The sequence below is a fragment of the Geobacillus sp. CCR genome (assembly GCF_052906625.1).
In genome coordinates, this window is sequence record NZ_JBREBQ010000021.1 from 18,617 (window position 1) to 42,710 (window position 24,094).

Below are 24,094 nucleotides of genomic sequence, written 5' to 3' on the forward strand. Positions count from 1 at the left end.
CGCTTGATCCGATCGGGTGAGGAGGAGAACGATGAACGTATACGAATCACTGCTTGAATTGATCGGCGACCGCGAGCGGGTGAGCATCAATGAAACGGTGCTCGAACACCACAGCAAAGGCATCGCCTACCATGCGCCGCATGCGCCAGATGTCGTCGTGTTTCCGAAAACGGCGGAGGAAGTGAGCCGGGTGATGGCGTTTGCCAACGAGCACCGCATCCCTGTGACGCCGTTTGGCGCCGGCACGAGCTTGGAAGGGCATGTCATTCCAGTTGCGGGCGGCATCAGTTTGGATTTGACGTTGATGAACAACATCATCGACATTCGCCCGGACGATTTTCTCGCCATCGTCGAGCCGGGAGTGACGCGGTTGCAACTGAATGAGGCGCTGAAGCGATATGGGTTGTTTTTCCCGGTCGATCCGGGTGCGGACGCGACGATCGGCGGCATGGCGGCGACGAACGCGAGCGGCACGAACTGCGTGAAATACGGCGTCATGCGCGATCAAGTGCTCGGATTAGAGGTGGTGCTCGCTGACGGTTCGGTCATGCAAACGGGCAGCTTGGCGGTGAAATCGTCGGCCGGCTATGACTTGACCGGCTTGTTCGTTGGATCGGAAGGGACGCTTGGCGTGTTCACCCGTCTTATTGTCCGCCTGCATGGCATTCCGGAGGCGACAACGGCCATCAAAGTGTGCTTTCCGTCGCTTGAGGCGGCAGCGCAAGCGGCGTTTGCCGTGCTGAAAGCGGGCGTCGGTCCGGGGAAAATCGAGCTCGTTGACGAGGCGACGATCGCGGCGGTCAATGCGTACAAAAAAACCGATTATCCAGTGAAACCGACGCTGTTTATTGAACTGAGCGGCAGCCCGTCAAGCGTCGAGGACGGAACAAAGCTTGTCAACGAATTGTGCGAAGGGGAGGGCGCCGTTTCGTTTGTGGTCGAGACCGACTCGCTCGCCCGCGCGAAGCTTTGGGAAGCGCGCCACCATGCGGCGTTCGCCATTCAAGCCGCCTATCCAGGCAAGGCGATGCTCTCAACTGATGTGTGCGTGCCGCTGTCCGAGCTGCCGGGGGCGATCGCCGATACGCGCCGGCTTGTCAACGAGCAGAACATGACCGCCGCGATTTTCGGCCATGTCGGCGACGGCAATTACCATACGGTGCTTGCCTTTGACCCGAACGATGCGGATGAGATGGCGCGGATCGAACGCGTGCACGCCCATATCGTCCGCTATGCCTTATCGCGCGGCGGCACGTGCACGGGAGAGCACGGCATCGGCATTGGCAAACGGGCGTTTTTGCGTGAAGAAAAAGGAGACGCCGTGCTTTGGATGAAACGGTTGAAACAGCTGTTTGACCCGAACGGCATTCTCAATCCGGGAAAAATCTTTTTGCCGTAACGCTTCATCTGTATGGCGGCTCGATGGATTAGGTTGAATATTTCTCCCAAACATAAATGGGCTGAAGACGGGCCTTTATGGGGAAAAGGGTGCTCTCAATGGAACGGAGCACCTTTTTCTTCTTGTGTTTCTCTACAAGGATGGAGAGTGCCGTTGCTCGCATTTCATGAAACGTCCTCACGGTTGCTTTTTGCATACTGCGCGCTTGCTTTTCTTATCCTTTTTGTAACAGTTTGTTACTCCGAAGAAACAATTGTTTTTCACGTTCGTCTCGTTACAAAAAGCCGCCGCGCCCTTTACTTTTTTCGCCAAACACGGTTTATTGGTGATAGAATGATTCATCGACGTTGTTGCGAGAAAGGAGACGATCTGAATGGAGCATCGCCATCTGAAACCGTTTCCGCCCGGGTTTTTATGGGGCGCAGCATCAGCTGCGTATCAAGTCGAAGGGGCGTGGAACGAAGATGGAAAAGGATTATCGGTATGGGATGTGTTTGCCAAACAGCCGGGCCGAACGTTTAAGGGAACAAATGGTATCAGCGTGTGATTGAGACGAACGGTGCCGAGCTGTAGCCTTGTCACCGCCCGCTCGGCCCGCGGTCAGTTTGCGCCGGCAGCAGCCGATACATTTCCTTCGCCAGCCGCTCAAGCAAGTAGACGACCGGAAGCTGAGTGGTGACATCCGTCTGTCCGATCCGCTCCGGCGTGGTATAGTATGTCAAGTTGTAGTCCGAGATGTTCGCGAGTGTGCAATGTTTCCGGTTGGTGATGCTGATGATCGTGCTGCCGTTTTCCTTGAAGCGGTGCACTTGGGCGAGCGTATAGGACGTCTCTCCCGACACCGACAAGGCGATCACGGCGCAGTTGTGGAAATAATGGCCGTAAATCGGAAAAAACGGATCCTTGATGTAGACGGAAAACTTTTGAAACGCGGAAAAATAACGCGAGCCGTATTCGGCCAAAATGCCCGAGCTGCCCGATCCGACGAAAATGACGTGATCCGCCCGGGCGATCACAGCTGCCGCATCCAGAATGGTCCGCTCGTAATCGGTCGTCAGCGTCCGTTCGAAAAATTCCTTAAGCACCTCTTGACTGCTGATGATCGCGGTTCGCTTTGTCTCGCGTAAATACAGCTTCCATTTCGTTTTAAATTCACTGAACCCTTCGCAGCCGACCTTTTTGCAAAAGCGGAGCACAGTCGGCGGCGAGACATGGACGGCTTCGGCGAGCTCGCGGATGCGCATGTACGCGACTTCATGCGGATGTTTCATCACATAGTCGTAAATGGCGTAGTCGAGTTCGGAGAACTGAGCGATTTGTTCGGGAGTGAACATCGGGATACCTCGCTTTCATGGGACAGAACATGCGATAGCCGGAAAAGGATGGCGCTTTCAAGCCCACTGGTTGATTCCTACATTGATTATACCATGCCCAACTGGGCGAAAGGGGAAGAGGAGTATGGGGAAACGATTGAAAATGGCGACGATCGGCGGCGGGTCAAGCTACACGCCGGAATTGGTCGAAGGGTTGATCAAGCGTTATCATGAATTGCCGGTCGGGGAACTGTGGCTTGTCGATATTCCGGAAGGCAAAGAAAAACTCGAAATCGTCGGCGCCCTTGCCAAACGGATGGTCGAAAAAGCCGGTGTGCCGATCGAGATTCATTTGACTTTGGATCGCCGTCGGGCGCTAGAAGGAGCTGATTTTGTCACGACGCAGTTTCGCGTCGGCGGTCTTGAGGCGCGGGCGAAAGACGAGCGCATCCCGCTCCAATACGGGGTGATCGGCCAAGAGACAAACGGTCCGGGTGGATTGTTTAAAGGGCTGCGCACCATTCCGGTCATTTTGGACATCATTCGCGATATGGAAGAGCTTTGCCCCGATGCATGGCTGATCAACTTCACAAACCCGGCTGGAATGGTGACGGAAGCCGTCTTGCGCTACACGAAGCAGGAAAAAGTCGTCGGTTTGTGCAACGTGCCGATCGGCATGCGCATGGGCGTCGCCAAGCTGCTTGGCGTTGATGCCGACCGCGTGCACATTGATTTTGCCGGCTTGAACCATATGGTGTTTGGCTTGCACGTCTATCTGGACGGCGTCCGGGTGACGGAAAAGGTGATCGACCTCCTTGCCCATCCGGATCGTTCCGGTGTGACGATGAAAAATATCGTCGACCTTGGCTGGGAGCCGGATTTCCTAAAAGGGCTGAAAGTGCTGCCATGCCCGTACCACCGGTATTACTACCAAACAGACAAAATGCTCGCCGAGGAACTGGAAGCGGCGAAAACGAAAGGAACCCGCGCCGAAGTCGTCCAACAGCTCGAAAAAGAGCTGTTTGAGCTGTACAAAGACCCGAACTTGGCCATCAAGCCGCCGCAGCTCGAACAGCGCGGCGGGGCGTACTACAGCGACGCCGCCTGCAGCTTGATCAGCTCCATCTACAACGACAAGCGCGACATTCAGCCGGTCAACACGAGAAACAACGGCGCCATTGCCAGCATTCCACCAGAATCAGCCGTTGAGGTCAACTGCGTCATCACAAAAGATGGGCCGAAACCGATCGCCGTCGGCGACTTGCCGGTCGCGGTGCGCGGGCTCGTCCAGCAAATCAAGTCGTTCGAGCGCGTCGCTGCCGAGGCCGCGGTCACCGGCGACTACCAAACCGCGCTCGTCGCCATGACGATCAACCCGCTTGTCCCGTCTGACACCATCGCCAAACAAATGTTGGACGAAATGCTTGAAGCGCATAAAGAACATTTGCCGCAGTTTTTTAAACAGGCCAAAACAGTAGCTGGAAACTAAATCGTTTGGAAAAGCGATTGACAAAGCCGCCTGTCGCCGGGGCGGCTTTGTCATTTCATCGTGAAAAGCCGCACAACACAAGGGCTTTCTTCCCATTCACATTCCCCTTATTTTAGACAAAATCAATGCTTTTCACCAGCCTTTTCGGCAGGATTTTGCCCAAGGCGCGGCGAAGAAAATAAAGAAAGTTCAAATATCACAAGGAGGGAGACCGTGTCCGAAACGCGAATCGATCACGACCGGTTGTTTAAGGAGTTGCTGTCGACGTTTTTTGAAGAGTTTTTGCTTCTGTTTTTTCCGCACGTGTATGAACAAGTCGACTTCCGCCACGTCTCCTTTTTGTCCGAAGAGGTGTTTACGGATGTGGCGGCCGGCGAAAAGCACCGTGTGGATCTATTGGTGGAAACAAAATTGAAAGGGGAAGATGGGCTGATCATCGTCCATATCGAACACCAAAGTTACACGCAGCCGACGTTTCCCGAGCGCATGTTCATTTATGTCAGCCGTTTGTTTCAAAAATACCGCCGTCGCATTCTTCCCATTGCCATCTTCAGCTATGACGAACACCGCGATGAACCGTCCTCGTTCACCATCAAGTTTCCGTTCCTAACCGTTGTCGATTTCCGCTTTCTTACTGTTGAACTGCGCAAACAGCCATGGCGTGAGTACATTCGCCGCGACAACCCGGTCGCGGCCGCCTTGTTAAGCAAAATGGGGTATAATGAAAGTGAGAGAGTGGCAGTGAAAAGAGAATTTTTGCGCATGCTCGTCCGCTTGGAGCTTGACGAAGCGAAACAGCGGCTGTTGTTTGGATTTTTCGAGACGTATTTGACGCTGTCCGAACAAGAGGAAATCCAATTGCGAAACGAGGTGAACCAAATGGGAGCGAAGGAAGCGAAAAAAGTGACGGATCTCATCGTGTCGTATGAGCAACGGGGGATGGAAAAGGGAATCGAAAAAGGAATCGAAAAAGGAATCGAAAAAGGCAAGATGGACATCGCGAAACGGATGCTAGGGAAAGGATATGATGTGCCAACGATTTGTGAATTGACTGGACTGTCGGTTGAGGCAGTGGAAAAGTTGAAAGGATAAACGAGTGGAGAGACCCCGTTCCGATGCAGCGAGCTTGTTTCGGAACGGGGTTTTTTTGCTCGCTCTGCACTTGATGATGGGCATGGCCATCGCCGTATGGCGAATGATGCCGGCCGGACTGACCCCTATTTGGATTTCATATAGATGCAATTCATCCATTTTCTTTTGTCTAGGCTAGCGCCCCGACGTTCGTGTACAATGGCGGTAGGAGGGATCAAGATGCGCGATTGGTGGAAACGGCTGTTTTACGGGGGCGGCATCGCCGCGCTGATTGGAAGCGCTTCCTTCACCGCCTATTGCGCTTGGAACGTGTATGCGTATCCGAAATCAGAAAAGGAACGGGTTCCGGAAACAACAAAAGAGGCCTATCATTTCGTGCTTGTGCCGGAGGAACTCGATAATGATTACTGGCGGCTCGTGGAAAAAGGAGCGAAAGCGGCGGCGAAAGAACTGGGGGTTGACCTCGAGTATATCGGCCCGCGGCAGGCGAATATTGATGAGCATTTGCGCATTTTGAAAAAAGCCGCGGCAGCGAAAGTCGATGGGATCATCACCCAAGGGTTGACGGAAGCGGAATTTGTCCCAGTGATTAACGAAATCACGGACAAGAATATTCCTGTGGTGACGATCGATACGGATGCTCCAACGAGCCGACGCGTCGCCTATGTGGGAACGGATAATTATTATGCCGGTTTTCTCGCGGGACGGGCGTTGGCTGAGGATACAAAGGGCAAGGCGACGGTCGCGATTATTACCGGCAGTTTGACGGCGGCGCACCAACAGCTGCGAGTGCGCGGATTTGAGGATGCAGTGAGACAGGAAAAAGGAATCCGCATCGTTGCCATCGAAGAGTCGCACATTACGCGTGTGCAAGCCGCGGAAAAGGCGTATACGATTTTGAAAAAGCACCCGGATGTGAATGCGTTTTACGGCACGAGCGCGCTTGATGCGATTGGCGTTGCCAAGGTGGTCGAGCAGTTTCATCGGGAGCAAAAGACGTATATTATTGGCTTTGACACGCTGCCGGAGACGATCCGCTATTTGCAAAAAGGAACGATTGCGGCGACGGTGGTGCAGGAGCCGTATGAAATGGGATACAAGGCTGTCAAAATGATGGCCGAGATCGTCGCCGGGAAAGACGTGCCGGTGGTGACGAATACGGAGACGAAAGTCATTCGGAAAAAAGACTTGCCGCTGCGCCCGGCGCGCAATTATGAGGTCAACACGCCATGAAGGGGCCTGCCAGGCCTCCGTAGGGAGGGGGCTGAAAGCGGAGAAGGGTTGGCGAGCGCTAAAGCATGAGAGATGGCCGTCCTTGACGTTCGAACACGTTCGACTTGAAGCGGCAGGACGATGCAGGCAACAAAGCGCCGGTGACAGCGGGGTGGAATCGAGATGAACATTCGGACGAAGATGCTGCTTTGCTTTACCGTTTTTTTGCTTTTGCTGAACGGAGCGGTGTTTCTTTTGTATCAGACGAGCGAAGAGATGATGAGCGATTATGATCAACGGATGCGCCGATTGTTGTTGCTCAATGAGGTGTCGCAGCGGGCAAACCGAATGATGGAACAGCTCAATGCGTACGTCTCGGAAAAAGAAGGACGGTATGCACGCGCTTATGAGCGGGAGTTCCGCTGGCTGCAGCAACGCCGCCGGCAGCTCGGCGCCATCTTGCCAGTGCTGTCCGACCGGCTGGCGGCGGAAAACTATGAACATATGATTGAAAGTTTGCTGGAGGAGGCGGCGCTGACGGTCTATCATTTTCAAGCTGGAAATATTGGCTTGTACTCATCCCACTTGCATGAAACGATGAACATTGCGTCCTTTTTGCAAGAGGAAACGTTAAACTTGATTGACGATGAGCTGACGGCCTACCAACGGCGGTACGATGAAGTGGAGCGGCGCAACCGCTATTTCCGCTATATGGGAATGGGATTGTTTGTCACGACGTTGTTGCTTGGCGCCTTGCTGGCGGTGTTCTTTTCCGGCCACGTAACGAAGCCGATCATTCTTCTCTCGCGCGCTGCCCGATCCATCGCTGACGGGCGGCTGGACGGGCCGGATGTGGAGCCGACGACGAATGACGAACTGCGATTGTTGACGATCACGTTTAATGATATGCGCCGCAATTTAAAGCAGCTGATTGCGGAGATGAAACAAAAGGCTGAGCTCGACCGGCTGGTGAAGGAGCTGGAACTCAAAAGCTTGCAAAGCCAAATCAATCCGCATTTTTTATTCAATACGCTGAACACGGTTGCGAAGATGGCGTACTTGGAGGACGCCCAGCAAACGTCGCGGCTGATTGAAGCGGTGGCGGCCATTTTGCGCTACAACTTGGGCGATTTGCAGCGGACGGTGACGCTTGCCGATGAGGTGCGCATCGCCCGTGAATATTTCTTCATCCAGCAGACGCGGTTTTTTGATCGGATCAAGTTTTCGTTAGAGGCGGAACCATCTTGCCTCGATCAACCGATTCCGCCGCTCACGTTGCAGCCGCTGATTGAAAATGCGTTCATCCATGGCATTGAGACGTACGAGCAGGGAGCCGAGCTGTCCGTTTCCGTTTTCGCCGAAAACGGGCGGGTCGTTGTGGAAGTGCGCGACAATGGCGTTGGCATGGATGAGCAGGTGAAAGCGGAGCTTGAGGCGTTGATCCGCGGCGAAGAACCGCCGGCGCGCCGTGAGCAAGGGCGCGGCCATTCAACCGGCATCGGCTTGCACAATGTCATTCGCCGACTGCAGCTGTTTTACGGAGTGATGGATGTGGCCGAAATCGAGTCTGCACTAGGAAAAGGAACGACGGTGCGGTTATGGCTGCCAAGATGGCAAGGGGGGATGAACGGTGAAAGTGGCGATCGTCGATGATGAGGCGTTGGAGCGAAGAGCGCTTTGCAAAATGATTAGCGACCACCTTCCGGATATCGAGGTGGTCGCCGAGGGCGCCAACGGGCGCGAGGCGGTCGAGATCGCCAAGCGTTATCGTCCGGATATCATGCTGATTGACATCAAAATGCCCGGCCTTGACGGGCTGCAAGCGATCGAAGCGATTCGCCAAGACGGCCTCGATCTGGAGTTCATTATTGTGTCGGCGTTTGATTTGTTCGACTATGCGAAACAAGCGATGCGGTTTGGCGTCAAGGAATATTTATTGAAACCGAGCCGGAAGGAGGAGGTCATTTCGGCTTTGGAACGGGTCAGCCAAGAAGTGGCGGCCAAGCGGCGACACGAGGAGAGCAGCCGCCAGCTCGAGGAGCAGATTCGCCGGTTGCAGACGCTTGTGGAAAGCGAATGGCTGTCCGTCCTCATGACAGAAGACGTATCGGCTGATGAGTGGGAGCGATGGAAGGAACTGCTGCCGTTTTCGATTGCGTCGGGGATGTTCCTCGTCATTCAGTTCCCGGATGCAGGGGTGGCTGACGAATGGAAATCATGGCTGGACAAGCAGCTTAGCGGGAAGGCGCCAACGCGCTATTGGATCGGGCGGATGGCGAACCGGCGCCTGCCGGTCTTGTTTTTCCGCAGCCCAAACGATGGCGAGCCAGCCTGGAAGCCCGTCATCCAGGCATTGGCGCTCGATTTGGCGCGGCAGTTTTCGGCCCGGTACGGCGCCGCGCTGTATATCGGGCTCGGCTCCCCGTTTTCCCGCCTTGACCAACTTCGTTCCTCGTACTATGAGGCGCTGTCGGCCGCTCATTATTACGCCGACCGGCAAAAAGCACAAGTGGGGTTTCTGCCGGCGGAAGCGACGCGCGCCGGCGGGGAAGCGGAACGGGATAAACAGCTGTTTGAAGCGCTGCGCCTTGGCGACATCGAGCAAGCCCGGATGATTTGTCTGACGTATATAGAGGAACGGGCCTCTTCTCATTCACTGCCGGCCGCCGGCCGCAAAGCGGAAGAGACCTTTGTGTGGCTCGGGCGTCTTCTATCGGAGCTGGGCATTCGTTATGAGCGGCTCGCTTCCTTTGCTTCCTGCCGGTCGGCGGCAGAATTGAAGCGAGCGGCGCTTGATGAACTGGACCGCATCGCCGCTGATCTCGAGGTTTGGCGCCAGCAGCAAGCTCACGGCAAAATCGGCAAGGCGAAAGAGTACATTGACCGCCATTATGCCGAGCCGCTGACGCTTGAGGAGGTGGCGGAACAAGCCGGGATGAGCCCATACTACTTCAGCAAACTGTTCAAAGAGCAGTTTGGCATCACCTTTATCGACTACGTGACGAACGTGCGCATCGAACGGGCGAAAGAAGCGCTGGCTGAGACGGATCAAAGCTTAAAAGAAATTTGTTTTTCAGTCGGCTACAACGACCCCAACTATTTTAGCCGCGTCTTTAAAAAGCAAACCGGCCTGTCGCCGAGCGAATACCGGAAAAAAGTACAGGCGCGCTGACAAGGGGAGTGCTGTCTCCAACAAGGAAGGTGCATGGCAAGTCAAAAGGTAAGTCCCGCGGACAAAGCAGGCTCCGCCCTTCTTCCGGCGTCCGAAGCGAAGCCCGCCCCCCTGATGGGGAGACGGGCTTTTTTCGCGCCATGGAAGCGAACCGGCCGTTAGCTGTACCAGCGAGCCTTCCGTTTGCCCAACAGGAGAAAGGAAAACAAAAAAGTGAAGAAAAACGCAAAAAAGTGAAGAAATCAAGCCGCCGATTGATAAGCGGCCCATGGTACACTCAACATTGAAAGGGGTTTCAAAAACAAACGGAAAAGGGGGAGGAACATGAGAAAGAAAGCATCCGCATGGCTGGCGTTGGCGCTTGGCGTCGGTATGGCGCTGTCGGGCTGCAGCAGCTCGAACTCTTCTTCGTCCGATGACGCCAAACAAGGCAGCCAAAAAGCGGGAGAGAAGCTCGAGATTTTCAGCTGGTGGACCGGAGCCGGTGAGGAAGACGGCTTAAAAGCGCTCATCAAACTGTTCCAAGAAAAATATCCGGATATTGAAGTCGAAAACGCGGCGGTGGCCGGCGGGGCGGGAACGAACGCCAAGGCGGTGTTGGCGAGCCGCATGCAAGGAAACGATCCGCCATCGACGTTCCAAGTACACGGCGGAGCGGAGCTGAATGAAGGCTGGGTGGCCGCCGGCAAAATGGAGCCGCTCAACGATTTATATGAAAAAGAAGGCTGGATGGACAAATTCCCGAAAGCGTTGATTGACATGGTGAGCAAAGACGGCAACATTTACTCCGTGCCTGTCAACATTCACCGCGGCAACGTGCTTTGGTACAACAAAAAAGTATTTGCCGACAACGGGCTTCAGCCGCCGAAAACATTCGACGAGTTTTTCCAAGTGGCCGACAAGCTGAAAGCAAAGGGCATTACGCCGCTCGCCTTAGGCGACAAAGAGCCGTGGGCAGCGACGCACCTGTTTGAAAACGTGCTGCTTGGCACGCTCGGAACGGAAAACTACAAGAAACTTTGGACGGGAGAATTATCGTTTAACGACCCACAAGTGAAACAAGCCGTTGAGACGTTTAAGAAAATGCTTGGCTATATTAACGAAGACCATAGCTCGCGCAACTGGCAAGACGCCGCCCAGCTCGTCGCCGAAGGAAAGGCGGCCATGTACGTGATGGGCGACTGGGTGAAGGGCTATTTTGTCAACGATTTGAAATTGAAGGTGAACCAAGACTTCGGTTATGTGCCGGTGCCGAATACGGAAGGCAAGTTTATGGTCATTACCGATACGTTCGGCCTGCCGAAAGGCGTGAAAAACCCGGACGATGTGAAGAAGTTCTTATCGGTGCTTGGTTCGGTGGAAGGGCAAGATGCGTTTAACCCGCTGAAAGGCTCCATCCCGGCCCGCATCGACGCGGATCCGTCCAAGTACGATGAATACGGCAAACAAACGATGCAAGACTTCAAGACGGCGGAGCTGGCGCCGAGCTTAGCGCACGGTTCAGCAGCGCCGGAAGGGTTTGTCACGAAGGTCAATCAGGCCGTCAACATTTTCGTGACGCAAAAAGATGTGAAGACGTTCATCGACACGTTGGCATCGGCCGCCGCAGAACTGAAGAAGTAATCGGGAAAAGGGGACGGGAGCCATTCTCTTCCCCTTTTCGTCATCATGAGGAGGGATCTTAGTGGAAACGGTCAACATCACGCCAGCCGAGAAGACAGCGGCTGTCCCCGCGGTGCGGAAAAAGCGGAAATGGACGGCCGATCATTGGCTGGCAGCGGCGTTTTTGGCACCGTCGGTCGTACTGATTTTCTTATTTGTGTACGGGTTTATCGGCTGGACGGGGTATGTGTCCTTGAGCAACTGGAATTCGCTCGTGCCGGATTGGTCGTTTGCCGGGTTGAAAAACTATCTGTATTTGTTTCATGATTTCCGCTTCCAGGCCGACTTGCGCAATACACTTGTGTTTACGGTGTTGTTTATCGCCGCCGTCATTGTGCTCGGCCAACTGCTTGCCATTTTGCTTGACCAAAAACTGCGCGGCGAGTCGCTGTTCCGCAACATTTTCTTCTTCCCGATGGCCTTGTCATTTGTCGTCACCGGAGTCGTGTGGCAATGGCTGTTCAACCCGTCAACGGGCGTCAACTTGTTTTTAAAACCGCTTGGCTTGGATGGAAAATGGTATACGGATACGAACATTCTGTTCGGATTTCATTGGGGCAAGATTGAGTTTGGCATCCCGGTCGCCATCATTGCGGTGGTCGTGGCGGCTGTTTGGCAAATGACTGGCTTTGCCGTCGCGATGTATCTCGCCGGCCTGCGCGCCATTCCAGATGAAGTGCGGGAAGCGGCGCGGATGGACGGAGCGACCGAGTTTCAATTGTATTGGAAAATCATTTTGCCGCTGTTGCGGCCGATCACTGTCAGCGTCATCATCATCATGGCTCATATTTCGCTCAAAATTTTCGATTTGATTTACGCCATGACCGGGCCGGGGGCGAACTTTGTCACCGATGTGCCGGGCGTGTACATGTTTGAAACGACGTTCCGCGGCAACTATTACGCCAACGGCGCGGCGATTGCGATCGTGATGCTGCTGTCGGTCGCCATCTTTATTGTTCCGTACCTCATTTCGAGCCGCAAGGGGGGATCGTGATGGCGAGATCCGTATGGGCCCGACCGTTTTTGTATGCGCTGGCCGTTGCCATGAGCGTGTTTTTTCTCATGCCGGTGTATGTCATGGTCATCACGAGCTTGAAGCCGCTTCATGAAGTGACATTGGCCGATATGTGGAAGCTCCCATCGACCATCGATTGGAGCAGCTACGCCACAGCGTTTGACAAACTCGCCCCAAACTTTTGGAATTCGCTGCTGCTCGTCGTGCCGGCGACGTTGTTATCCGCGCTGCTGGGGGCGCTCAACGGCTACGTGCTTTCGAAATGGAAATTCAAGGGGGCAGATACGCTTTTTACGCTTATTTTGTTCGGAATGTTCATTCCGTATCAAAGCATTCTCATTCCGCTGATCCAATTTTTGCGCGAAATCGGGCTGTACAACACGATTCCAGGACTTGTGTTCGTTCATGTCGTCTACGGCATTCCGATCACCACGCTGATGTTTCGGAATTTCTACGCGGCGATTCCCGATGAAATGATTGAGTCGGCGAAAATCGACGGTGCTGGGTTTGTCCGCATTTTTCGTTATATTATGCTCCCTTTGTCCATCACTGGATTTGTCGTCGTGGCGATCTGGCAGTTTACAAACATTTGGAACGAGTTTTTGTTCGCGGTGACGATCACGACATCCGACAAACAGCCGATCATGGTCGCCTTGCAAAATCTATCCGGCAGCCAAATCGTCCAATGGAACGTGCAAATGGCGGGAGCCCTGTTGGCGGCGCTGCCGACCTTGCTTGTGTACATCTTCCTTGGCAAATATTTTGTCCGTGGGTTGTTGGCTGGTTCGGTGAAGGGGTGAACGGGCGAAAAACGGAAAACGTCTCCGTCAAGCCGCCATCATGGCGGCTTTTCTATTTTGTCTTGTAGAATAGTTGAGCCTTGAGGGAGGCGATCGCTTCGCAGCGCTACACGCAGCCGGCGTTTCCCGAGCGCATGTTCCTTTATGTCAGCCGGTCATCTTCAGCTATGACGCCATCCGCGATGAACCGTCCTCGTTCACCATCCAGTTTTCGTTCCTAACCGTTGTTGATTTCCGCTTTCTGACCGTTGAATTGCGCAAGTTGCCATGGCGTGAGTACATTCGCCGCGACAACCCGGTCGCGGCCGCTCTGGTAAGCAAAATGGGGGATGATGAAAGTGAAAGAGTGGCCGCGGTGTCTTTGTTCCGGCCCTTGCGCGTATTGCATTGAGAATGCTTGGTATTGCAGTCGGGGGTGTGATCTTTTCTCTTCCATGCATCCTGCTTGCCAGCTGATTGATGGGTTAGGGCAGCGATGGGGAACGTTGACGGTCATGCAAAAGCGTGGTAAGATAACATAAAAACATACTATTCATATTTATTTACTATGAATTAAAGGATGGCTGAAAGGGGAGAGAGCAGTTGATTCGATTCCAGTATATTGAGAGCGGAGGGGAACGTTTGGCGGTTTCGATTCATGATCCAGCTGTGTCGGTTGATCGTGATGATGTGCCTGTTGTTGTCATTTGTCATGGGTTTATCGGTACGAGGATTGGTGTGGATCGGTTGTTTGTCCAAGCAGCGGAAAGATTTGCTTCGGCCGGAGTCGGAGTCGTCCGTTTTGATTATGCTGGTTGTGGGGAGAGCAGTGGAGAATATGGAAAAAACCGATTTGATGATTTCATTCGACAAACGAGAGATGTCATTCGTACAGTGGAACAATTTCCGTCGTTTCAGCGTCGGCCGCTTGTGCTTCTCGGCCATAGTTTGGGAGGGGCGGTGGCGACGGTCACAGCTGCATTGGATCGGCGAGTCGAACGATTGGTGCTTTGGGCGCCTGTTGCGTATCCACATGCAGATATTGTCCGCATTGCCACAGATGGGTATGGCCGCTCGGATGGTGAAACGATTGAGTACCGCGGATATCGATTGTCCCCTTCCTTTTTCACTTCGCTCGTTGATATCGACCCGTTGCAGGCGGCGAAACAGTTTCCGGGTGATGTCCTCCTTGTCCATGGAATAGCCGATCAAGAAATTCCTGTCATGTATGCAGATGTCTATGGGGAAGCATTCGGGCAACGAGCCGATTCACGATTTGCCAAACATGTCATCTCTAAAGCGGATCACACGTTTTCTTCCGTCTCCGCGCGAGAACAGTTGCTGCAGATCACGACGGCTTGGCTTTTCCAACGTGCGGTGGTCGTCTAGCAAGGGAAGGTGCCCACGAAGGAGCGGGCACCTTATCATTTCGAATGTCTTTGGTGTCGTTATTCTGATGTTCTCGTTGAAGCGGCGGACTTGTTCGGTGATCGCGAAAGAAGACGGCTGTCCTAGGGCTAGCCATCTGTTCGTGAGCCGATCGGGCGGAACGCGGCAGCGGGATGATCATGCGACAGGCGCGGGCCGTTCCCGAATAGCTTCTCCCGCATGGTTCCAGGGGTGTAGGCGGTTTTGTATAGACCGCGTCGTTGCAGGATGGGAACGACATATTCAATGAAATCGTCCAAATCTTTGGGCGTGATCAGATGGGTTAAATTGAATCCATCCACCCCCGAGCGCCGAGCTCGCTCTTCGATGGCGTCGGCGACCTGTATCGGGTTGCCGATTATGACGGATTCCCGTGTGAGCGTTCCGGCTTTTTGAAGCGCCTCACCGATCGTTAGCGGTTTTGTGGCGTCTTTTGTTAATGAAGCGGCTTTGTAGTGTCCATGATCCGTGGCGCGGAACAAGAACGGTTCATCGGCTGGCTTTGCTTCATATTCAGCCAAGTCATAGCCGCTCGCCCCGCTGAATTGGGCTTTGGCGGCGTCCATGCTCCATAGGCGGCGCAATTGTTCATATTTTGCTTCCGCTTGCTCCGTCGTTTTGGCGACAATGACCGTCAAAAAGGTGAAAAATTTCAGTTGTTGCGGATCTCTTCCGTATCGCTCGGCTCGTTGGCGAATGTCTTGAATGTAGAATGACAGCCGTTCGGGGGACGGAGCGCCGACGAAAACACATTCCGCATGTTTGGCCGCGAACGCCCTCCCGCGTTCGGATGAACCAGCTTGGTACAACACTGGTGTGCGTTGCGGGGAAGGCTCGCATAAATGCGGACCTTCGACAGAGAAAAAGGCGCCGTGATGGTTGATCGGATGAATTTTGGCAGGATCAATCAACACGCCTGTCTCTCGATCTTCGAGGAAGGCACCTTCTTCCCAGCTTCCCTCCCACAACTTATAAGTCACTTCCAAACACTCATCCGCGATCTCATATCTCTGATCATGGGTGATCATTCTCTCCAATCCAAAGTTTTTGGCCGCATTAGGCAAATAAGAGGTGACAATATTCCACGCGATGCGGCCGTTTGTCAGATGGTCAAGCGTGGAAAATCGTCTTGCGATATGGAACGGGTGCTCATAAGTGGTGCTTGCCGTTAACACGAATGAAAGATGGGTCGTGACGCTCGCCATGACTGGAATGATTAAGGAAGCGTCGTTTAGTGGAAACTGCATCCCGTCGCGAATCGATGGATCTTTGCTTTGTCGATACGTGTCGTACACCCCGAGCACATCAGCAAAGAAAACAGCGTCAAACAGCCCTGCTTCGAGGCGCTTAGCCATTTCGATCCAGTAATGGAGCTCTTTGTAGCGGCGGTGGCGCTCGCTGTCGGGATGCTTCCATAAACCGTGGGCATTATGCATCGCGCTTGCCATCTCAAAGGCATTGAATAATAGGGGTTGATCCATGAATTTGCCCTCCCTTCAAGACTGGCGGCTCTCATGATGACGAGCCGCCGGCTGTTATGGGTCATTGTTTTTGGAACCAATCGGGCCATACGTATCCTTTGTACTTCGGATCTTCTTTGATCAATTTAGCGAATTCTTTCGATTTATAAGCGGCGATCAAATCTTTGACAAAAGGTTTGTCTTTGTCCTCCGGACGGATGGTGACGACAATCAAATAGTAATCAGGCGTTTTTTCTAAGGCGACGGCTTCGGTTAATTTTAACCCAGACGATAAGGCGAAGTTGCCGTTGATCAAGGCGTAGTCCACATCGCCCAACGCCCGCGGCAGTTGAGCGGGATCCAATGGTTTGAGAATGATGTTTTTGTGAAATTTGGCAATATCTTTTTCCGATGCTTTTGTCGGTTCGACATCTTTCTTTAGTTCTAAGAGGCCGAGCTGCTGCAGCATTGTCAGCGCCCGCGCTTGATTGACCGGTTCGTTCGGCAAGGCGATGGTCGTTCCGTCCCGAATGTCATCGAGGGACGTATGTTTTTTTGAATATAAACCGATTGGAACAGTCGGAATCGAGATCAGCGGATGCAATTTCATTTGATGTGTTTTGGCGAAGTTTTCAAGATACATTTGGTTTTGAAACACGTTGGCGTCAATTTCTTTCTGATCTAGTGCGATATTGGGCTGCACGTAATCATTGAATTCAATTAATTTCACTTTGTATCCTTTCTTTTCTAGATAAGGCTGAATGGCTTCGCGGATTTGATCGCTGTATGGACCGGCGGTGGCGCCGATCGTGATCGTTTTCTTTTCCTCTTGTGCCGAGGAAGAGGATGATGAGCAGCCTGTTGCTCCGAAGATCAATACAATAAGGGCGAATAGAAAAGAAAAACGCTTCATGAACGATTCCTCCTCATAAAAAAGGTTGGTCAATGCCTCAAAAAGGCAGCCCATTATCGGTTGAAAGCGAGGCTAGTGTTGCTTGACGGAACAGGCGCTTCGCTCATGCGAAACGTTTATCGCTTATCGATCCAGCGGGCGATCGAGTCGCCGACAAACTGGACGACCTGCACTAAGCAGAGAAGAATGATAATCGTTGTGATCATCACCGTGTTGTCGTATCGATAATAACCAAAACGAATGGCTAGATCCCCCACACCGCCGCCTCCGACAATGCCGGCCATCGCTGAGTAGCCGATCAAGCTGATCGCCGTAATGGTGAGTCCATGGATGATGCCGGGAAGAGCATCGGACAGCAGAACATCTTTGATAATCATCCACGGAGTGGCTCCTACGGCGGTAGCAGCTTCAATCACGCCTTTATCGACTTCCCGCAAAGCGGTTTCCACAATGCGGGCGAAAAATGGCGTGGCGGCCACGGACAGCGAGACGGCCGCTGCTGTTGGACCAATGGTGGTGCCAACGAGCAGTTTCGTCAACGGCAGCAAGGCGACTAGCAAAATGATAAATGGGATCGAGCGGACGATGTTGATTAGAAAACCGAGAATGGTTTGCAGTGGTTTGTTTTCCCAAAACAAACCGCGATCTGTCACAAATAAGAGCACACCAAGCGGAAGCCCGGCGATGACGGCGGCTAACAGAGAAATGCCCACCATGTACAACGTATCCCAGAACGCTTTTAATAGTTCTGGAGCCAGCGCTTCAAGCGGCACGATCGATCACCTCGACTCCTTTTGTCCGTTCGGCCATGTAGCGAATGGCGCGCTCGACTTCCTCTTCATCTCCGCTCAATTCTAACAGTAGCACCCCAAGCGGTGTGTCGTTGATGTACTCAATTTTTCCGTGCAAAATGTTCCCGCGCACACGGAATGTTTGCAGCGTGTCGGATAGGATGGCTTGTTCAGCGGCAGGCCCTTGGAACAAAATTCGCACTAACGTTCCGGTTCGCGCTTGAAGCAGACGTTCTGGAACATCTAGGCGCAGCACATGCTCAACGAACGAGCGGGTCAACGGCTGCTGCGGTTGGGTAAACAGATCGTATACGTGGCCGATTTCGACAATGCGGCCGTTTTGCATCACAGCGACACGGTCGCAAATTTCTTTAATGACTTCCATTTCATGCGTAATGACGACAATGGTAATGCCGAGTTCGCGATTAATTTGCTTGAGCAACTGCAAAATAGAAGACGTTGTCGCTGGATCGAGGGCGGATGTCGCCTCGTCGCACAACAGGACGGTCGGATTGTTGGCTAAGGCGCGGGCGATGCCGACGCGCTGTTTTTGCCCTCCGCTTAATTGAGACGGATAAGCGTCACGTTTATCCAAAAGTCCAACCATTTCTAGCAGCTCGTGGACGCGAGTTTCGATTTCGGTTTTTGTCTTGCCTGCCGCCCGCAAGGCAAAGGCGATGTTTTCAAACACCGTTTTGGAACGAATTAAGCAAAATTGTTGAAAAATCATACCGATCTTCAATCGCGCTTCGCGCAATGCGGCTCCAGACAAGGCGGTGATGTCGGTGTCATCGACGATGATGCGGCCGGATGTCGGTCGTTCTAATAAATTGATGCATCGGAGCAAGGTGCTTTTTCCAGCGCCGCTATGTCCAATGATGCCAAAGATTTCTCCGCTTTGGATGGAAAGGGAAACATGGTCGACGCCGACCACTTCTTTCCGATGGACGTTGTAGATTTTCGTCAACTGTTCAATGTCAATCATGTCGTTCCTCCTTTCAAATGGTCGGAGAAGGATGTGGATTTGTGTTTGCTTTTTTGGCGGTTGTCGTTCCATTGGAAATGGCTTGGGACGCAAACAATTCCAAGACAGCGTCTTCCATCGGCGGATTATGCAATCCCGCCCGAACGTCGCGGTAATATTGTTGCAACGGGTTGGAAAGCTGCAAGCTTTTGGCGCCGACGATGCGCATGGCCAAATCGACGACTCGGTTGGCGCTGTTTAAGGCGATATATTTGGCGGCTGCCAATTCCCGATCCATGAATGGGCGTTTTTCTGGAAGCGTATCCCATCGTTCGGCCACAAAATAAAGAAAATGTCGAGCTTGAAACAATTCCATGTCCATTTGCGCGATTTTTTGCCGAACGTGCGATAGATGGATGATCGGTTCGGATACGCTGTTCGGTTGATAGTGTAAGGCAAACGAAATGGCGTAATTTCTTGCCGCGATGGCCGTCCCTAAATAGCAGGCTGGAATATGCAAAAGCCACGCTCGGCTTCCTCCTCCTTTGACGAATTCCAATTGATCGAGTTCGACTAAAGCATCTTGAGGCAGTTCGACATGGTCGAAAATGACGTCATCGCTTCTTGTCCCGCGCATGGCGATCATGTTCCACGTTTGTTCAATGCGAATGCCGTCGAGTCGATGATCGACGAGGAAAAATCCGACTTTTCCCGTATCGGCGATCGTTGCGGTCACCAATGAGTAGTCCAAGGCTTCTGCCATTGAAGCAAATGATTTTCTTCCGGTGAGAATCCATTTTCCATCGCGTTTCACTGCCGTCGTGACCGGCTTTCCTCCGCGCGTCGGGCTTCCGGTTGCTTCTTCGGTGGCGAGCCGGTTGATGACCGCTTTTCGTTCGACAATTTCGCGGCAAAGCCATTCAAAGGTGCGCCGATTCCATGTGTTGCGTTCGCGAATGTCGTAGACAAGTCCCAAATGCCAACCGGCGCACAACCCGGTGGAAGCATCCCCTTGGCTAAGCCGTTCTTGAATGAGAATCAATTCATATAAGGACAACTCTTGCCCGCCGAATTGGTTGGGCACGGTCAACGACAAATAGTTCGTTTCTTTCAAACGGTTGAAATGCTCAAACGGAAACATCGCTTCTTCATCGATTTGCCGCATGTTCTGGCGAAATTGTTCTGCAAGCAGGGCCGCCTGGTGCAACAGTTGTTCGTGACGTTCCGTTTTCACAAACAGTTGTGATAAATCATTGGCTAATTGTGGGATGACATCGGGAAACGACAATGGAATCTCTCCTTTTCGATCGATGTTCGACGATTGGTCTTGATTTTTCGATTCCTCACACGCGGATCGACTTTGGCACCGGCAATCCTAAGTGGTCTCTCAATGTTGTTCCTTCATAGTTGCGACGGAATAACCCGCGTTTTTGCAAAATTGGGATCACATGCTCAACGAATGACTGCAGTCCATTTGGATAATATGGGAACATGAGATTAAACCCGTCCGCTGCCCCTTGGAGAAACCAGTATTCGAGTTGGTCCGCGACTTGTTCGGGAGTGCCAATGATCGTAAAGTGCCCTCGCGCCCCGGCGATTCGTTGGTACAATTGGCGAATCGTCAATCGTTCGCGGCGCGCTAGATCAATGATGAGTTGACGCCGGCTTTGGTTTCCATTTGTTTCTGGAATGTCGTCGGGAAGCGGATCATCCAGTGAGTAACCCGAAAAGTCGATGCCGCCTAAGTAGTCGGATAAAAACGCCAGCCCGACCTCTGGCACGATCAGCTCCTGCAATTGTTCATATTGCTCCCTTGCTTCCTGTTCGGTTCGGCCAATGTAAGGTGCTACGCCAGGCATGATCAAAATATGGTCAGGGTTGCGTCCGGCGCGTGCGGCTTCCTGTTTCACAGTTTGGTAAAACCGCTGGGCGTCAGTCAACGTCGATTGGGCGGTAAACACCACTTCTGCAACATGGGCGGCGAAACGGATGCCGTCTTGTGATGAGCCGGCTTGAATCAAGACGGGTTTTCCTTGCGGCGGACGCGAAGAGTTCAGCGGTCCGCGCACAGAAAAATGTGTTCCATGATGGTTCAATGGCCGCCACTTTTCTGCATGAAAGTAGATTCCGGATGATTGATCGCGAATAAGTGCCTCTTCGTCCCAACTTTCCCACAGACCGTTGACGACATCGACAAATTCACGCGCACGCTCGTAGCGCAGCCGATGTTCCAAATGAGCCGTTTGGCTGAAGTTGTACGCTTCTTCCTCATAGTAAGACGTTACGATGTTCCAAGCTGCTCGCCCGCGGCTAATATGATCGAGCGAGGAAAATTTTCGCGCGATGTGAAATGGTTCATTGTATGTGGTTGAAGCAGTGCCAGCCAACCCGATGCGATTGGTCACAGCTGCTAAAGCGGCGAGCAGTGTGAACGGCTCGAGCCGGACGATCTCGGCAGGGTGAGACAACGGCTCAATAGCGAGCCCGTCGCTGACAAACAGCATGTCCAGCTTCCCTTGTTCCGCTATTTCAGCAATGCGGCGAAAAAATGTGAAATCTTCGCACCATTCCGGCCGCACATCGGGGTGTCGCCATGCGGCGATATGATGGCCGACGCCCATGAGAAACAGCCCGAATTTCATTTGCCGCACACTCATGCCATTGACTCTCCTTTCGTAGATGACGGTGTCCAGACGTGGTTTGCAATAGGAACCTCTTTGTTGATCAAGCCGATAGCGCGCAAATCACCGGCTTGTTGTTGCAAATCACGATTAGATCCATACTTCCGTTTGTCGAAGGCGCTCGCGAACAAGAGGGATCACGGAAGTTCCTACTTGCTCGATCGTCTCTAAGTGAGGAAAGCCGCGCAACAATACGTAATCAAAGCCGAGGCTGATGAATTCAATCAGCCGATCAGCCACCTGCTCGGGAGTACCGACGAGTGCAATCGAGTTGCCCGACAGCACTTGAGTGAGCCCGGCCCATAAGTTCGGACCGATTTGGAAACGCCGCTCGGCGCTCGTTTTCATCAATTCGTGCAATCGTTTCGCACCAACCGAATCTCCCTTTTGAATCAGCTCGTCCTTTTTTCGTTTCGCTGACTCCGACAGATGGCTGACCAACGCATCGGCCTGCTCCCATGCTTCTTTTTCCGTTTCTCCCAACACGACTTGAAACGAGATGCTGTAACGCAGCGTCCGGCCATAATGCGCTGCTTTTTGCTTCATTTCCTGGATTCGTTCTTTCATCCGTTCGAACGTCTCGCCCCACATCATGTACACGTCCGCTTCTTTCGCCGCCACTTCTTTGGCAATGTCCGAGGCGCCTCCGAAATAAATGGGTGGGCGCTGTGCAGGTTTGGGGAACAGCGAGGCGTTTTCGAGACGGTAAAACCGTCCTTCATACGTGACGGAAGGGAGAGTAAACAGTTGCTTCAACAGATGGATGTATTCCCTCGTCCGTTCATATCGCGTATCATGGTCAAGAAAGTCCCCCTCAGCCGCTAATTCTTCTGGTGAACCGCCTGTCACGATATTGGGCAATGCCCGCCCATTTGTCCAACAATTGATCGTCGCCAATTGTTTGGCAAAAATAGCAGGTGAAGTGGCGCCAGGACGGGCGGCGAACAGAAGGTGCAATTTAGTCGTCCGCGCTGCCAGATAAGCAGCGACGGCCAACGAATCGAGGCAACCTGCGCCTGTCGGCAACAGCAGCGTGGAAAAGCCATGGGCTTCCGCTGCTTTCGCAATCGCCTCAATGTACTCGACTGTCGGTGGACGCTCTGGATTCTCGTCCGTTCCGGTCCAACTGTTCAAGTTCGTCGAATTGCTGCCAAGACCGACGAATGTGCTGTCTCCAGATGTCGGGGCCATCGTAATAAATTCAACCATGTTTCCTCCTCCTTGTGGTCGGGATGGATCATCATCACGGGATCGTCTTCAAAAAGAGAAAAGAGAACAGAGCGCTTTTCGCTTTGACCGTTGTTCGTGAACGGTCCTTGTCAGCTGGCGACAATCATTTCCGCCGGCAGCCGATCACTTGATGAAAGCAGACCATTCCGCCACCGCTTTTCGAATTCTCGGAACGGAATCGGCTGTTCCAACAAATAAAATTTGACTTGTTGCTCGACTGCTTGAGCGTAGGAGCGTTCACAAAACATATTTGGCGGGGAAGCGAAGGCGTCGGCTCCTTTTTCTTTGGCGAAACGGAGAACCGCGCTTCGGCGTCCCCCTTGCAACTGCTTGGCGATATTCGGATAGTCTTCGTACGTTTGCGAACTCGTGTGATAAAGGCGAATGGTCGCTCCTTCAATGATGGGGACAACGTTTTCCTGCTCATCGAGAACAAGGGCAATGATCATCAATGTTCCCTCCATATCATTTCCGAGTAATTTTATATGTTTAATAAAAATATAAAGGAGCTGCTTCCATTTGTAAAATTGAAAAAATAGAAGTGATCGTTCAAAAAATGTGAAGATCAGTAGAGCATCTGCCAGCACATTGATCAAGCAAAAAGCGAATCCATTTTTCCGTTGCGGGGTGGCTCGCTTCACTCGTAAACATCCGTAAGATGCCAACAGTCAGTCCATCGCGAAAATCGGCGATCGGTTGTGCCACCGTTCCTGCTGGAGGAGGAGTGACAGCAATCTTCGGCACGACAGCGATGCCAAGCGAAGCATGGACATAATATTTCAGCGCCAACATGTTGCTAATCTCGGTTTTGTATAAAGGTTGAATGCCTAACTCCACCAGGCGTTTTTCCAAATTGCGTCGAAATGGGCAGGCGGCGCTCGTTACAAGCAGCGGCTCATCGGCCAAATCGCGAAGATAAACGACAGATCGTTTCGCTAATGGGTGAGAGGCGGGAGAAAGCAGCACCACTTCTTCGGAAAACAACGGTTCAAAGCTCGCTCCTGCCATGGTTTCCGGTGTTGCACAAATGGCTGCATCGATGTCTCCCCGCTCTACCATGTCCACAAGCATTTGGTTGCTATGAATTTGGATTGTAAACAGAATGTTCGGATGCTTGTCCCGAAAGGCGCTGAGCCATGCAGGAAGACGGTGACTGGCTGTCGGCTCCATCACCCCGATGCGGACGAGTCCTCTTTCGCCATCAATGCATTCTTTCAATGTTTTTTGTAAATGGTCGAAGCTTTTGAGCAAAAATTCCCCTTTCTCGCTTAACAATTTGCCTGCCTCGGTCAATTGGAACGGTTTTCCTCGCTTAATGAGCGTGATGCCAAGCTCTGCTTCTAAGTTTTTGATATGAGTCGTCACAGTCGATTGCGCGTAGTTCAACTCTTCAGCAGCTCGCTGGAAGCTTTTGTGTTTGACAACCGTTTGGAACGTTTTAATGGTGCGTAAATCCATAGGGTTTCCTTCCCTTCTTGTTCCATCTTGATGAAC

20 protein-coding genes and 2 pseudogenes are annotated in these 24,094 nt (G+C 52.7%); 12 read left to right on the plus strand and 10 right to left on the minus strand.

The window, feature by feature from the left end:
- Window positions 1–31: 31 nt before the first annotated feature.
- Complete coding sequence (locus ACVBDQ_RS11715; RefSeq protein WP_011232685.1) at window positions 32–1,399, plus strand: FAD-binding oxidoreductase; 1,368 nt, start codon at window positions 32–34, stop codon at window positions 1,397–1,399.
- 373 nt (window positions 1,400–1,772) lie between these two features.
- Window positions 1,773–1,934 (plus strand): annotated as a pseudogene (locus tag ACVBDQ_RS11720) (family 1 glycosylhydrolase); the annotation flags it as partial.
- A gap of 43 nt (window positions 1,935–1,977) precedes the next feature.
- Here ACVBDQ_RS11720 and ACVBDQ_RS11725 read toward each other — a convergent pair.
- Window positions 1,978–2,733, minus strand: coding sequence for a MurR/RpiR family transcriptional regulator (locus ACVBDQ_RS11725; RefSeq protein ID WP_025039029.1), 756 nt, complete (start codon window positions 2,731–2,733; stop codon window positions 1,978–1,980).
- 124 nt (window positions 2,734–2,857) lie between these two features.
- Between ACVBDQ_RS11725 and ACVBDQ_RS11730 the strand changes: the two genes are divergently transcribed.
- The 10 genes and pseudogenes from ACVBDQ_RS11730 to ACVBDQ_RS11775 all read left to right on the plus strand — a co-directional run bounded on the left by ACVBDQ_RS11730 (window position 2,858) and on the right by ACVBDQ_RS11775 (window position 14,522).
- On the plus strand, window positions 2,858–4,201 hold the full coding sequence (locus tag ACVBDQ_RS11730) for a 6-phospho-beta-glucosidase (protein WP_025039030.1): 1,344 nt from the start codon (window positions 2,858–2,860) through the stop codon (window positions 4,199–4,201).
- Window positions 4,202–4,414: 213 nt separating this feature from the next.
- Window positions 4,415–5,293, plus strand: a complete 879-nt coding sequence (locus tag ACVBDQ_RS11735) for an Rpn family recombination-promoting nuclease/putative transposase (protein ID WP_011232681.1) — start codon at window positions 4,415–4,417, stop codon at window positions 5,291–5,293.
- A 219-nt stretch (window positions 5,294–5,512) separates the two neighbouring features.
- On the plus strand, window positions 5,513–6,526 hold the full coding sequence (locus ACVBDQ_RS11740; protein WP_014196867.1) for a sugar-binding protein: 1,014 nt from the start codon (window positions 5,513–5,515) through the stop codon (window positions 6,524–6,526).
- A 162-nt stretch (window positions 6,527–6,688) separates the two neighbouring features.
- On the plus strand, window positions 6,689–8,158 hold the full coding sequence (locus tag ACVBDQ_RS11745; protein ID WP_138187842.1) for a sensor histidine kinase: 1,470 nt from the start codon (window positions 6,689–6,691) through the stop codon (window positions 8,156–8,158).
- The gene (locus tag ACVBDQ_RS11750; RefSeq protein WP_446663238.1) at window positions 8,136–9,677 is read left to right on the plus strand and encodes a response regulator transcription factor; all 1,542 of its coding nucleotides are present in this window, start codon (window positions 8,136–8,138) and stop codon (window positions 9,675–9,677) included. The genes ACVBDQ_RS11745 and ACVBDQ_RS11750 overlap by 23 nt, the downstream gene beginning before the upstream one ends.
- 324 nt (window positions 9,678–10,001) lie before the next feature.
- Window positions 10,002–11,300, plus strand: a complete 1,299-nt coding sequence (locus ACVBDQ_RS11755; protein ID WP_014196864.1) for an ABC transporter substrate-binding protein — start codon at window positions 10,002–10,004, stop codon at window positions 11,298–11,300.
- A 61-nt stretch (window positions 11,301–11,361) separates the two neighbouring features.
- Complete coding sequence (locus ACVBDQ_RS11760) at window positions 11,362–12,333, plus strand: carbohydrate ABC transporter permease (protein ID WP_011232676.1); 972 nt, start codon at window positions 11,362–11,364, stop codon at window positions 12,331–12,333.
- Window positions 12,333–13,154 (plus strand): carbohydrate ABC transporter permease, encoded by an 822-nt coding sequence (locus tag ACVBDQ_RS11765; RefSeq protein ID WP_021322694.1) that lies wholly within the window; start codon window positions 12,333–12,335, stop codon window positions 13,152–13,154. Before ACVBDQ_RS11760 ends, ACVBDQ_RS11765 begins: the two co-directional genes overlap by 1 nt.
- A gap of 92 nt (window positions 13,155–13,246) precedes the next feature.
- Window positions 13,247–13,539: pseudogene (locus ACVBDQ_RS11770) on the plus strand (DUF4351 domain-containing protein); the annotation flags it as partial.
- A gap of 197 nt (window positions 13,540–13,736) precedes the next feature.
- The gene (locus tag ACVBDQ_RS11775) at window positions 13,737–14,522 is read left to right on the plus strand and encodes an alpha/beta hydrolase (protein WP_014196862.1); all 786 of its coding nucleotides are present in this window, start codon (window positions 13,737–13,739) and stop codon (window positions 14,520–14,522) included.
- A 128-nt stretch (window positions 14,523–14,650) separates the two neighbouring features.
- On the opposite strand, the gene ACVBDQ_RS11780 is transcribed toward ACVBDQ_RS11775, so the two are convergent.
- The 9 genes from ACVBDQ_RS11780 to ACVBDQ_RS11820 form a co-directional block, all read right to left on the minus strand.
- Window positions 14,651–16,042: an LLM class flavin-dependent oxidoreductase gene (locus ACVBDQ_RS11780; protein WP_014196861.1), complete on the minus strand. Its 1,392-nt coding sequence runs from the start codon at window positions 16,040–16,042 to the stop codon at window positions 14,651–14,653.
- 61 nt (window positions 16,043–16,103) lie between these two features.
- Entirely contained in the window at window positions 16,104–16,934 is an 831-nt protein-coding gene (locus ACVBDQ_RS11785) for a MetQ/NlpA family ABC transporter substrate-binding protein (RefSeq protein ID WP_014196860.1), read from the minus strand.
- Between the two features lie 116 nt (window positions 16,935–17,050).
- On the minus strand, window positions 17,051–17,707 hold the full coding sequence (locus tag ACVBDQ_RS11790) for a methionine ABC transporter permease (RefSeq protein WP_014196859.1): 657 nt from the start codon (window positions 17,705–17,707) through the stop codon (window positions 17,051–17,053).
- On the minus strand, window positions 17,697–18,710 hold the full coding sequence (locus tag ACVBDQ_RS11795) for a methionine ABC transporter ATP-binding protein (protein ID WP_014196858.1): 1,014 nt from the start codon (window positions 18,708–18,710) through the stop codon (window positions 17,697–17,699). Before ACVBDQ_RS11795 ends, ACVBDQ_RS11790 begins: the two co-directional genes overlap by 11 nt.
- 13 nt (window positions 18,711–18,723) lie before the next feature.
- Entirely contained in the window at window positions 18,724–19,977 is a 1,254-nt protein-coding gene (locus tag ACVBDQ_RS11800) for an acyl-CoA dehydrogenase family protein (RefSeq protein WP_014196857.1), read from the minus strand.
- 55 nt (window positions 19,978–20,032) lie between these two features.
- Complete coding sequence (locus ACVBDQ_RS11805) at window positions 20,033–21,346, minus strand: LLM class flavin-dependent oxidoreductase (protein ID WP_014196856.1); 1,314 nt, start codon at window positions 21,344–21,346, stop codon at window positions 20,033–20,035.
- 114 nt (window positions 21,347–21,460) lie between these two features.
- Window positions 21,461–22,579: an LLM class flavin-dependent oxidoreductase gene (locus ACVBDQ_RS11810; protein ID WP_014196855.1), complete on the minus strand. Its 1,119-nt coding sequence runs from the start codon at window positions 22,577–22,579 to the stop codon at window positions 21,461–21,463.
- Window positions 22,580–22,689: 110 nt separating this feature from the next.
- Window positions 22,690–23,049 (minus strand): hypothetical protein, encoded by a 360-nt coding sequence (locus ACVBDQ_RS11815; RefSeq protein ID WP_021322695.1) that lies wholly within the window; start codon window positions 23,047–23,049, stop codon window positions 22,690–22,692.
- Window positions 23,050–23,149: 100 nt separating this feature from the next.
- Window positions 23,150–24,058: a LysR family transcriptional regulator gene (locus tag ACVBDQ_RS11820; RefSeq protein ID WP_014196853.1), complete on the minus strand. Its 909-nt coding sequence runs from the start codon at window positions 24,056–24,058 to the stop codon at window positions 23,150–23,152.
- Window positions 24,059–24,094: the final 36 nt, after the last annotated feature.

Coding starts and splice junctions, on each gene's coding strand:
- ACVBDQ_RS11715 (WP_011232685.1), top strand. CDS start 32: ATGAACGTATACGAATCACTGCTTGAATTGATCGGCGACCGCGAGCGG.
- ACVBDQ_RS11725 (WP_025039029.1), bottom strand. CDS start 2,733: ATGTTCACTCCCGAACAAATCGCTCAGTTCTCCGAACTCGACTACGCC.
- ACVBDQ_RS11730 (WP_025039030.1), top strand. CDS start 2,858: ATGGGGAAACGATTGAAAATGGCGACGATCGGCGGCGGGTCAAGCTAC.
- ACVBDQ_RS11740 (WP_014196867.1), top strand. CDS start 5,513: ATGCGCGATTGGTGGAAACGGCTGTTTTACGGGGGCGGCATCGCCGCG.
- ACVBDQ_RS11745 (WP_138187842.1), top strand. CDS start 6,689: ATGAACATTCGGACGAAGATGCTGCTTTGCTTTACCGTTTTTTTGCTT.
- ACVBDQ_RS11755 (WP_014196864.1), top strand. CDS start 10,002: ATGAGAAAGAAAGCATCCGCATGGCTGGCGTTGGCGCTTGGCGTCGGT.
- ACVBDQ_RS11765 (WP_021322694.1), top strand. CDS start 12,333: ATGGCGAGATCCGTATGGGCCCGACCGTTTTTGTATGCGCTGGCCGTT.
- ACVBDQ_RS11780 (WP_014196861.1), bottom strand. CDS start 16,042: ATGGATCAACCCCTATTATTCAATGCCTTTGAGATGGCAAGCGCGATG.
- ACVBDQ_RS11785 (WP_014196860.1), bottom strand. CDS start 16,934: ATGAAGCGTTTTTCTTTTCTATTCGCCCTTATTGTATTGATCTTCGGA.
- ACVBDQ_RS11795 (WP_014196858.1), bottom strand. CDS start 18,710: ATGATTGACATTGAACAGTTGACGAAAATCTACAACGTCCATCGGAAA.
- ACVBDQ_RS11805 (WP_014196856.1), bottom strand. CDS start 21,346: ATGAGTGTGCGGCAAATGAAATTCGGGCTGTTTCTCATGGGCGTCGGC.
- ACVBDQ_RS11810 (WP_014196855.1), bottom strand. CDS start 22,579: ATGGTTGAATTTATTACGATGGCCCCGACATCTGGAGACAGCACATTC.
- ACVBDQ_RS11815 (WP_021322695.1), bottom strand. CDS start 23,049: ATGATCATTGCCCTTGTTCTCGATGAGCAGGAAAACGTTGTCCCCATC.
- ACVBDQ_RS11820 (WP_014196853.1), bottom strand. CDS start 24,058: ATGGATTTACGCACCATTAAAACGTTCCAAACGGTTGTCAAACACAAA.